The organism is Phenylobacterium sp., from assembly GCF_037138395.1.
Taxonomy (GTDB): domain Bacteria; phylum Pseudomonadota; class Alphaproteobacteria; order Caulobacterales; family Caulobacteraceae; genus Phenylobacterium.
Map to the genome: position 1 here is coordinate 1 of NZ_JBAXIM010000096.1, position 9,715 is coordinate 9,715.

A 9,715-nucleotide genomic window follows, 5' to 3' on the forward strand; every position below is an offset into this window, starting at 1 on the left:
GTGCGCTCCCGACTGAAGGGCTGCGAAACGGTCGAGGCCGAGGCTGGCAAGGTCGCCGGCGTCATCGCTGCTGATCTGGGCGATGCCGAACTCAAGGACCTCTCCCCCGCCTTCCGGGCCGCCGTGGAGGGCCTTTCCCCTGGCCAGACCTCGGACCCCATCCGGACCAATGTGGGACTTCACATCCTCACGGTCTGTGGACGCGGAGCCTCCGGCGGTGGCGAGGCTTCGCGCCAGCAGATCGAGGGGCGGCTTTATGGCCAGCAGCTGTCGATGATCGCCCGGCGCTACATGCGCGACCTGCGCACCGCCGCCACCATCGACACTCGCTAGGCACGCCGGCATGCCGGCCACGCCCCTTGCCGTCACCCTTGGCGATCCCGCAGGCATCGGCCCGGAAATCATCGTGGAGGCTTGGCGCCGCCGGACAGAAGGCGATCACCCCTTCGCCGTGTTCGGGGACCCCACGGTCCTCAGGGCCGCAGGTGCGCCCGTCGTCACCCTGGACAGGCTGGAGGCGGCCGCAGGCGTCTTCCCCGAGGCGATCCCCGTCCTGGGGGCCCCGCTTGCAGGCCCCGTCCGGCCGGGTCATCCCGATCCCGGGCACGCGCAAGCCGTGACCCGCTGGATCACCGAGGCAACCCAGGCCTGCCTGACCGGGGAGGCCGCCGCCCTGGTCACGGCCCCTGTTTCAAAGGCCGTCCTGAAGGCCGCCGGGTTCCGACATCCCGGGCACACAGAATTCCTTGGCGAGTTGACGGCGGGCGCGGCGTTCGCCGGCGAAAGGGGCCCCGTCATGATGCTGGTGGCGGCCGATCTCCGCGTGACCCTGGCGACCATCCACCTGCCGATCTCCGGTGTCTCGGCGGCCCTGACCTTCGAGGGTCTCCTGCGGACGATCCGTGTCACGGAACAGGCCCTGGCACGGGACTTCGGCTGCGCCCACCCTCGTCTCGCCATCGCCGGGCTGAACCCCCATGCCGGCGAGTCGGGTGAAATCGGGCGGGAGGAGATCGATCTGATACGCCCCGCGGTAGAAGTCCTCCGGGCGGAGGGCATGGACGTAGCAGGTCCCCTGCCCGCCGACAGCCTGTTCGCTGCAGGGATGCGGGAACGCTTCGATGCGATTGTCTGCATGTATCATGACCAGGCTCTGATCCCGGTGAAGATGCTCGACTTCTGGGGCGGGGTGAACATCACCCTGGGCCTGCCCATCGTCAGGACCTCGCCCGACCATGGAACCGCCTTCGATATCGCCGGCAAGGGACTGGCCCGCCCGGATAGCTTCATCGCCGCCCTGAAGGTTGCAGCGGCCATCGCGGACCGGCGCGCCGAGTGACCCTTTCCGAGCGTCTCTCCGACCGGCTCGCCGCCCATGGGCTCCTGGCCAACAAGGGGCTGGGCCAGCACTTCCTCCTCGACCTGAACGTCACCCGAAAGATCGCCCGGCTGTCGGGATGCGGGCCCGGCGGCCTTGTCATCGAGGTAGGACCGGGACCCGGGGGCCTGACGCAGGCCCTCCTGGAAATCGGGGCCCGGGTTGTCGCCATCGAACGCGACGCCCGGTTTGCGCCTTTGCTCGAGGACCTCAGTGCCGCCTTTCCGGGCCAGCTCGAGGTGATCCTTGCCGACGCCCTGCGGGTGGACGAGCGCCAGCTTGCCGGAGGCCATGCCGCCGCGATCGTCTCGAACCTTCCCTACAACGTCGGGACTGCATTGCTCATAAAGTGGCTGACCGGACCTTTCCGACCGGCTTCCCTGACCCTGATGTTCCAGAAGGAAGTCGCCGACCGGATCGTCGCGGACCCGGGGGCCGAGGCCTATGGCCGGCTGTCCGTCCTCGCAGCGGCCGTCACCGACAGACGGATCGTGCTGGAAGTCCCCGCACGGGCATTCACCCCACCCCCGAAGGTGGCTTCTGCTGTCGTTCACCTGGTTCCGCGGGACGACGGCATCGGCGGCGAACGCCTTGATGCGCTTCAGGCCGTCACCGCCGCCGCCTTCGGTCAGAGACGAAAGATGCTGCGCTCGGGTCTCAAGTCCCTTGGCGGCGAGGACCTGTGCCGGGCGGCGGGGGTGGATCCGTCATCACGACCGGAAACCTTGTCCCTTCCCGGCTTCCTGGCACTCGCGGACGTCCTTCTCACGAAAGCTTGATCAGAGAGAATGTCGGGCCTAGGGTCTGTCCGTCCCTGGGGTGATTCCGATGCCATCGTGGTGCCGGGCGTCCGCTAGGACATCTCGGGAGAGTTCCAATGAAGAAGATTGCTCTGACTGTGGCCGCCATGGCCGCCATCGCATCGCTCGCCGCTTGCAGCAAGCCCGCCGCTCCGGCCGCCGCCGCCGCTGACGCCGCCGTTGCCACGACCGACGCCGCCGCCGCCGTGGCGACCGACGCTGCTGCCACCGCGACCGACGCCGCTGCCACGGCTGCTGACGCCGCCGCCGCCGCTCCGGCCGCCGCTGGTGCCATGGCCGAAGGCGCTGCCGCAGCCGCTGCTGTTGCTCCTGCCGCCGCCGCCGGTGCCGCCAAGGAAGTCGTTGGTGCCGCCAAGGAAGCCGCCGGCGCCGCCATGGCTGAAAAGAAGTAAGTCAGGCTGCACCGGCTGGAGTCCAGCCGTTCCAGACTGCATTCGGAAGGGCCGTCCCCCGGGGCGGCCCTTCTTCTTTTTGAGGTGCCGAGCTTTAGTCCGCAGCCTCGCCCGGAAGCCGCTCGGTATCGACGCTTGCCTGCATGGCCGGCGCATACCGGGGCCCTGCAACCGTGGAGGCGTTCACTGTGGCCTCGACCTGGGCCATGACCTCGTCTGCCAGGACGATCCCCGAGGCGGCCATGTCCTCGCGCATGTGATCCGGGCTTGTCGTCCCCGGGATGGGGATGAGGGTCGGGTCCTTCTGCAGAAGCCAGGCCAGGCAGAGCTGTGCTGGCGTGCACTCCGCCTGGCGCGCAATGGCCTCGAACCGGCCCAGGAGGTCGAGGTTCTTGAGGAAGGCCTCGCCCTGGAAGCGCGGCATGCCGACCCGGAAGTCACCCGCGTCCAGGCCGGAGAGCTGGCGGACGCCGCCCGCGAGGAATCCCCGCCCAACGGGGCTGAAGGCTACGAAGGCAACGCCAAGTTCCCGGCAAGCGTCAAGGACGGCGATCTCGGGATTGCGCGTCCAGGGCGAATATTCGGTCTGAAGGGCAGCAATGGGGTGCACCGCATGGGCGCGACGCAGGGCACCTGCAGACACCTCGGAAAGGCCAATTGAACGGATCTTACCCTGCGCCACGAGGTCGGACAGGGCCCCGACACTCTCCTCGATCGGCACCCGACGGTCCCAGCGATGCAGGTAATAGAGGTCGATCACGTCGACACCCAGACGCTGAAGGCTCTCCTCGCAGGTCGCCTTCAGGACCTCCGGACGCCCGTTCAACTCCCGCTGCTCGCCCCTGGAGAGGCCGCATTTCGACGCCAGGACGAAGCGGTCACGGTGCGGTCCCAGGACCTCTCCGACCAGGCGTTCATTGTGACCGAGCCCGTAGACCGCAGCGGTGTCGAAGAAGGTGCATCCGGCGTCGAGGGCGCCCAGAAGGACAGCCTCGGCCTGGGCCCGGGGTGGCGGCGGGCCATAGGCGTGGGACAGGCTCATGCAGCCCAGTCCGATTTCCGAGACCTCGAACGGGCCAAGCTTGCGGGTCTTCATGTGACGCTCCGGGGTCAGGAGGATTCCGAACCCAGCCGCCGGACGAAGTCCGGAAGCCAGGGATTGCGCGAGGGCTTCATGCGCTCAGCCCGATAGATGTGGCCGAGGTCGGCAAAGGCCCGGTCGAAATTCTTGTTCACGATGACATAATCATAGTCGCCCCAGTGGGTGATCTCTTCACGCCCATGCTCCAGGCGCTGCTGGATCACCGCCTCGGCGTCCTGAGCCCGGGCATGGAGCCGGCGGGCGAGGTCGGCCCAGGAGGGCGGCAGGACGAAGACCCTGACGCTGTCCTCGGGCAGGACCTTGTGGATCTGGGCCGCGCCCTGCCAGTCGATGTCGAACAATACGTCCCGGCCCTCGGCCAGGGCCGCCTCCACGGGTGCCCGTGGGGTGCCGTAGCGGTGGTCATGGACGTGGGCCCATTCCAGCAGATCGCCGCCCGCCACCATCTCGTCGAACCGCTCCGGGGAGACGAAATAGTACTCGCGCCCCTCGGCCTCGCCAGGACGCGGTGCCCGGGTGGTGGCGGAAATCGACAAAACCAGGTCCTCATGGTCCGAGACCAGACGCCGGGACAGGGAAGTCTTTCCAGCGCCCGAAGGGCTGGAGATCAACAGCAGGAGCCCCCGCCTCTGAACTTCCCAGGGGCGGGCGGATTCCGTCGAAGTCATGGAAGTTCCCCCCATTCCGATCTCACTCGACATTCTGGACCTGCTCTCGAAATTGATCGATCACCGCCTTGAGGTCCAGACCTGTCCGGGTCAGTTCCGGGACTGCAGCTTTCGAACATAATGTATTGGCTTCCCGCATGAATTCCTGTGTCAGGAAATCGAGCCGCCGACCGACTCCCAGGCCGTCGGCAAGCAGTATCCTGGCGCTCGCCAGATGACCTTCAAGACGGTCGAGTTCCTCCTGGACGTCCGCCTTGACCGCCAGGGCGGCGGCCTCAAGGAAGGCCCGCTCGGCAATATCCGGACCCTCCCCGGCGATTTCGGAGAGACGACGCGCAAACCGCGTCCGGATGAACTCGACCTGAGCCCCGGCCAGGGCCGACGCCCGCCGGACCCCGGACTCCACCGCGTCGAGATGCCCAGCGAGAACGCCCAATAACTGCAGCCCCTCTTCCCGGCGGGCGGAACCCAGGGCGTCGAGGGCTGCCACCACCGACTCGCCCAGTTGCGACCCGACGTCCTGGAGGGCCAGGGGATCGGCCTCTACGGGCTCGCCCTCAAGCACGCCGCGAAGGCCGAGAAGACCGTCCAGGGTGGGCCGCAGCACCCGCCCCTCGGCGATCCAGGGCTCACCGGCCTCGAGCAGACGCCGGGCCAGATCGACATTGACCCGCACAGGGGCACCGGACTCAACCTGGCGGGCCGTCACCGTGACGGAGACCTGTCCCCTCTGGAAACGGGCCTGGGCTGCCTCCCGGGTCAAACGCTCAAGGGCGTCAAAGCCCGGGGGTCCACGAAACCGCACATCCAGGCCGCGCCCGTTGACGGACCGGGCCTCCACAACCCAGGACCAGCCACCAGATGCGCCCTCTGTACGCCCGAAACCGGTCATTCCACTGAGCGTCGCCATCAGCCGCCTCCCGCCCGTGCGCGCTCGATCTCGCGCCAGCGCGCGACGTTCGCCTCATGCTCGGAAAGCGTGCGGGCGAAGACATGCCCTCCACTGCCATCGGCCACGAAGTACAACTCTTTCGTCTGAATGGGGTCCAGGACGGCCTCCAGGGAGGCCTTGCCCGGATTGGCGATGGGCGTCGGCGGCAGGCCGGAATAGGCATAGGTGTTCCAGGGGCTCCGGCTCAGGAGTTCCGATGCCCTCAGGCCCCGACCCAGAGGCTCGCCCCGGCTGACGGCGTAGATCACGGTGGGATCGCTCTGTAGGCGCATGCCCATCCGGAGCCGATTTATGAAGACCCCGGCGACCCGCCTGCGCTCGTCCGCCTGTCCGGTCTCCTTTTCGACGATGGAGGCCATGATCACCGCCTCTCTAGGCGAATTGAAGGGCAGGCCCGGCTGGCGCGCCGCCCATAGTCGGTCGAGGAGGGCCTGCTGATCGGAACGCATCCGGTCGACCAAGGACTGGCGACTGGCACCCCGGTCTGCGCGGTAGGTTTCCGGAAGCAGGACGCCCTCTTCAGGAACTTCGAGGTCCCCGGACAGCCATTCCGTGTTCTGCAACTGCCGAACGATCATGGCCGACGTCCGCCCCTCCGGCAGGGTGACGCTGCGGTGCAGGGTCCGTCCGGCCTGGAGATCTGAAAGAATCGAAAGGACCGGTGCCCGGCTGGGGATGTCGTATTCCCCCGCCTTCAGGGACCGCCCCGCACCCGTGGCGCGCGCAAGGACCTGGAAGAGAAGCTGCGACCGGATGACGCCGGAAGATTTCAGGACCCGGGACACCTCGGAGACACCCGCCCCCCTCGGCAGGAGGACCAGGGTCGAGGGGCCTGCCCGGGCCGTGGGCCCGGGGCCCAGGTTCAGGTAGGCCGCGAGGAGCAGGCCAGCCAACAGGAGCCCGACCCCGGCGAAACCCCGCCAGCGCGCCGGGCGGGGCCTTGTCCTCACGGGACCTTCTTGAGGACGAGAGACGCGTTGGTCCCGCCAAAACCAAAGCTGTTGGACAGCGCGATATCAATCTTCATCGGCTTGGCCTTATGGGGAACGAGGTCCACCAAGGTGTGCACCGAGGGATTGTCGAGGTTGAGGGTCGGCGGCGCGATCTGGTCCCGGATGGCAAGGCAGGCAAAGGCGGCCTCAATCGCCCCGGCGGCGCCCAGGAGGTGGCCAGTGGCCGCCTTGGTCGAGCTCATGGTGGCGCGGGCAGCCGCGTCTCCAAGGAGACGGGTCACAGCCCCCAGCTCGATCTCGTCGCCCAGGGGCGTCGAGGTTCCATGAGCGTTGATGTAGTCGATCTCGGAGGGCTCTATACCCGCGTCGCGAACGGCCGCGCGCATGGCCCGGAAGCCTCCATCGCCGTCCTCGGCCGGAGCTGTGATGTGATAGGCGTCTCCAGCCATTCCGTAGCCGGCGACCTCGGCGTAGATCTTCGCGCCGCGGGCTCGGGCGTGCTCATATTCCTCTACGATCAGGACGCCAGCGCCCTCGCCCATGACAAAGCCGTCCCTGTCCTTGTCGTAGGGTCGGCTCGCCCTCTCAGGAGTGTCGTTGAAGCCGGTGGACATGGCCCTGCAGGCGATGAATCCAGCCACTCCAAGCGGGCAGATCGAGGCCTCAGCACCCCCGGCGACCATGACGTCTGCGTCGCCGTAACGGATCATTCGGGCGGCGTCGCCGATGGCGTGAGCACCGGTGGCACAGGCCGTCACCACCGAGTGATTCGGGCCCTTGAAGCCGTGGCGGATGGAGACATGGCCCGAGGCGAGATTGATCAGGGCCGACGGGATGAAGAAGGGGCTGACCCGGCGCGGGCCCTTCTCGTGAAGTTCAATGGCGGTTTCGGCAATCCGGGCCAAGCCGCCTATGCCCGAACCAATGATCACGCCGGTGCGCTCGAAATCCTCCTGAGTCTGGGGCTTCCAGCCGGAGTCGGCAACGGCTTCGTCGGCCGCGGCGATCGCGTAGAGGATGAAATCGTCGACCCGACGCTGGTCCTTTGGCGAAAGGGTCGCATCAGGATCGAAAGTGCCCTCCACATCCGGACCGCCGCCACCGCGGCCGTCCACGCGCGGAACCTCGCAGGCCACCTGGCAGGCGTAGCCTTCGGGATCGAAGGTCGTGATCCGCCCCGCGCCTGACTTACCGGCGAGGATCGCCTTCCAGGTAATCTCTGTTCCCTGCCCCAATGGGGTCAGAAGACCGATTCCAGTAATCACGACGCGACGCATGGAGCCCTCCGCAAATGCAAACCGCCGCGTCACAGCGAAGGGACGCGGCGGTCAGATCTTCGACGTCCTGGAGGCATCAGCCGCCCAGACGCTCTCCGATGAACTTCACCGCATCGCCCACCGTCTGAATATGCTCGGCAGCGTCGTCAGGAATCTCGATGTCAAATTCTTCTTCGAAGGCCATGACCAGCTCGACGTTGTCGAGGCTGTCGGCGCCCAGGTCGTCGATGAAACTGGCCTTCTCGGTAACCTTCTCGGGATCGGCGTCGAGGTGCTCGATGACGATCTTACGGACGCGTTCAAGGATATCGGACATACGTTGGGGTCCCTGTTGTTCAAGTGTTCATTCCGCGACCAGCGACGTGATGTCAACCGATCCCGGACCCAGATTCGAGACCCGGGGCCTCACCGTTCGAGGGTTTGGTAGCATGCTCCCCCCGATCAGGCCAGCGGGTCAGATCATGGCCATGCCGCCATTCACGTGAAGGGTCTGCCCGGTCATATATGCGGCCTCGTCACTGGCCAGATAGACGCAAGCCGCCGCCACATCGCCGCCGGAGCCGAGCCGGCCGTTAGGGATGGTGGCGAGGATCTGAGCCTTCTGGGCCTCGTTCAGGGCGTCGGTCATCGGGCTCTCGATAAAACCTGGCGCGACACAGTTCACGGTCACGCCGCGGGTCGCCACCTCCTGCGCCAGCGACTTGGAAAATCCGATCATGCCCGCCTTGGAGGCCGCATAGTTGGCCTGGCCCGGATTGCCCATGATGCCGACCACCGAGGTGATTCCGATGATCCGGCCGAATCGCCGCTTCATCATTCCCCGAAGGGCGGCCCGGGACAGGCGGAAATAGCTATCGAGGTTGACCTTCAGGACCTGCTCCCAGTCATCATCCTTCATCCGCAGGAGAAGCCCGTCTCGGGTAATGCCGGCGTTCGCCACCAGGATGTCGACCTGTCCCGCGGCGGCCTCGGCCAGGCCGATCAGACCGTCCACCGCAGCGGAGTCGGAAAGATTCGCCGGGACGATGCTGGTCCGTCCGCCGAGCTCTGTCGCCAGGTCCGCAAGGACAGCCTCGCGGGTTCCGGACAACACCACATGGGCGCCAGCGCCGTGAAGGGCCCGGGCAATCTCTGCACCGATGCCCCCAGTGGCTCCGGTGACAAGGGCGGTCTTGCCGGTCAGGTCGAACATGCAGGATCTCCTCAGAGGCTGGCGGCAAAGGCTTCGAGATCGGCCGGGGTGTTGAGGGCCGTGGCCTCGGCGTCAGGAGCGATACGCTTGGCCATGCCGGTCAGGACCTTGCCGGTACCGGCCTCGGCGAAGCGGGTCACCCCGCCCTGATCCGCCAGCCAGATCAGGCTTTCGCGCCAGCGCACGCGGCCTGTGACCTGCTCGACCAGGAGCCTGCGGATCACTTCGGGGTCGAGGGTGGGCCGGGCGGTAACATTCGCCACCACCGGAGCCCGGGGGGCCTGGATGGAGGCAGCGGCCAGGGCGGCGGCCATCTCGTCTGCTGCCGGCTGCATCAGGGGACAATGGAAGGGCGCCGAGACATTGAGCGGAATGGCGCGGGCCCCGAGTTCCTTGGCCTTCTCGATGGCCAGGTCTACCGCGGCCTTCGCGCCGGAAATCACGACGTTCCCGGCATTGTTGTCGTTTGCCACGACGCACACGCCAACCGCCGAACCGGCGGCGGCAGCGGCCTCGGCAAGGGCCAGGTCGCTCTTGGGGCCGATGAGGGAGGCCATGGCCCCCTCGCCCACCGGGACCGCCCTTTGCATGGCCTGGCCGCGAAGCCGCAGGAGGCGCGCGGTGTCGGAGAGGGACAGGGCACCCACCGCACAGAGGGCCGAGTACTCGCCAAGGGAGTGACCCGCCACAAAGGCAGCGCGGTCAATGCCAATTCCGAATTCGCGCTCCAGGGTCCGCATCACCGCAAGACTGACGGCCATGAGGGCGGGCTGAGCATTCTCTGTCAGGGTGAGTTGGTCCTCGGGCCCCTCCCGCATCAGGGTGGAGAGCTTCTGGCCAAGCGCCTCGTCGACCTCCTCGAAGACCTCACGGGCCGAAGCAAAGGCGGTGGCAAGATCGGTGCCCATGCCGACGGCCTGGCTGCCCTGGCCCGGAAACAGAAAGGCAAGACTCATGACCGGCGCTCCTCCCCAAATACT

12 protein-coding genes are annotated in these 9,715 nt (G+C 67.2%); 4 read left to right on the forward strand and 8 right to left on the reverse strand.

The features are described from left to right. From WCJ52_RS08750 to WCJ52_RS08765, 4 genes are all read left to right on the forward strand, one after another. Window positions 1-333, forward strand: a 333-nt coding sequence (locus WCJ52_RS08750; protein ID WP_336902920.1) for a peptidylprolyl isomerase, incomplete at its 5' end; no start/stop codon positions are given. Window positions 334-343: 10 nt separating this feature from the next. Continuing rightward, entirely contained in the window at window positions 344-1,339 is a 996-nt protein-coding gene (gene pdxA / locus WCJ52_RS08755) for a 4-hydroxythreonine-4-phosphate dehydrogenase PdxA (RefSeq protein ID WP_336902921.1), read from the forward strand. Then, the gene (gene rsmA, locus WCJ52_RS08760) at window positions 1,336-2,157 is read left to right on the forward strand and encodes a 16S rRNA (adenine(1518)-N(6)/adenine(1519)-N(6))-dimethyltransferase RsmA (RefSeq protein ID WP_336902922.1); all 822 of its coding nucleotides are present in this window, start codon (window positions 1,336-1,338) and stop codon (window positions 2,155-2,157) included. The genes pdxA and rsmA overlap by 4 nt, the downstream gene beginning before the upstream one ends. A 98-nt stretch (window positions 2,158-2,255) precedes the next feature. Then, on the forward strand, window positions 2,256-2,591 hold the full coding sequence (locus WCJ52_RS08765) for a hypothetical protein (RefSeq protein WP_336902923.1): 336 nt from the start codon (window positions 2,256-2,258) through the stop codon (window positions 2,589-2,591). Window positions 2,592-2,685: 94 nt separating this feature from the next. On the opposite strand, the gene WCJ52_RS08770 is transcribed toward WCJ52_RS08765, so the two are convergent. The 8 genes from WCJ52_RS08770 to fabD form a co-directional block, all read right to left on the reverse strand. Then, window positions 2,686-3,687, reverse strand: coding sequence for an aldo/keto reductase (locus WCJ52_RS08770; RefSeq protein WP_336902924.1), 1,002 nt, complete (start codon window positions 3,685-3,687; stop codon window positions 2,686-2,688). A gap of 14 nt (window positions 3,688-3,701) precedes the next feature. Next, window positions 3,702-4,361: a guanylate kinase gene (gmk, locus tag WCJ52_RS08775; protein WP_336902925.1), complete on the reverse strand. Its 660-nt coding sequence runs from the start codon at window positions 4,359-4,361 to the stop codon at window positions 3,702-3,704. 22 nt (window positions 4,362-4,383) lie between these two features. Continuing rightward, on the reverse strand, window positions 4,384-5,271 hold the full coding sequence (locus WCJ52_RS08780) for a DUF1732 domain-containing protein (protein ID WP_336902926.1): 888 nt from the start codon (window positions 5,269-5,271) through the stop codon (window positions 4,384-4,386). After that, window positions 5,271-6,263 carry an endolytic transglycosylase MltG gene (mltG, locus tag WCJ52_RS08785; RefSeq protein WP_336902927.1) on the reverse strand — a complete coding sequence of 331 codons (993 nt, stop codon included), beginning with the start codon at window positions 6,261-6,263 and terminating at the stop codon, window positions 5,271-5,273. Before mltG ends, WCJ52_RS08780 begins: the two co-directional genes overlap by 1 nt. Next, entirely contained in the window at window positions 6,260-7,543 is a 1,284-nt protein-coding gene (fabF, locus tag WCJ52_RS08790) for a beta-ketoacyl-ACP synthase II (protein ID WP_336902928.1), read from the reverse strand. Before fabF ends, mltG begins: the two co-directional genes overlap by 4 nt. Before the next feature lie 76 nt (window positions 7,544-7,619). Further along, entirely contained in the window at window positions 7,620-7,859 is a 240-nt protein-coding gene (locus tag WCJ52_RS08795; RefSeq protein ID WP_110449928.1) for an acyl carrier protein, read from the reverse strand. 138 nt (window positions 7,860-7,997) lie between these two features. After that, on the reverse strand, window positions 7,998-8,735 hold the full coding sequence (gene fabG, locus WCJ52_RS08800; RefSeq protein WP_336902929.1) for a 3-oxoacyl-[acyl-carrier-protein] reductase: 738 nt from the start codon (window positions 8,733-8,735) through the stop codon (window positions 7,998-8,000). Window positions 8,736-8,746: 11 nt separating this feature from the next. Beyond that, window positions 8,747-9,691: an ACP S-malonyltransferase gene (fabD, locus tag WCJ52_RS08805; RefSeq protein ID WP_336902930.1), complete on the reverse strand. Its 945-nt coding sequence runs from the start codon at window positions 9,689-9,691 to the stop codon at window positions 8,747-8,749. Between the last annotated feature and the right edge of the window lie 24 nt (window positions 9,692-9,715).

Bases quoted from the DNA above. Each gene is read 5' to 3' on its own strand.
- pdxA (WP_336902921.1), top strand. From the start codon at position 344: ATGCCGGCCACGCCCCTTGCCGTCACCCTTGGCGATCCCGCAGGCATC.
- WCJ52_RS08765 (WP_336902923.1), top strand. From the start codon at position 2,256: ATGAAGAAGATTGCTCTGACTGTGGCCGCCATGGCCGCCATCGCATCG.
- WCJ52_RS08770 (WP_336902924.1), bottom strand. From the start codon at position 3,687: ATGAAGACCCGCAAGCTTGGCCCGTTCGAGGTCTCGGAAATCGGACTG.
- gmk (WP_336902925.1), bottom strand. From the start codon at position 4,361: ATGACTTCGACGGAATCCGCCCGCCCCTGGGAAGTTCAGAGGCGGGGG.
- WCJ52_RS08780 (WP_336902926.1), bottom strand. From the start codon at position 5,271: ATGGCGACGCTCAGTGGAATGACCGGTTTCGGGCGTACAGAGGGCGCA.
- fabF (WP_336902928.1), bottom strand. From the start codon at position 7,543: ATGCGTCGCGTCGTGATTACTGGAATCGGTCTTCTGACCCCATTGGGG.
- WCJ52_RS08795 (WP_110449928.1), bottom strand. From the start codon at position 7,859: ATGTCCGATATCCTTGAACGCGTCCGTAAGATCGTCATCGAGCACCTC.
- fabG (WP_336902929.1), bottom strand. From the start codon at position 8,735: ATGTTCGACCTGACCGGCAAGACCGCCCTTGTCACCGGAGCCACTGGG.
- fabD (WP_336902930.1), bottom strand. From the start codon at position 9,691: ATGAGTCTTGCCTTTCTGTTTCCGGGCCAGGGCAGCCAGGCCGTCGGC.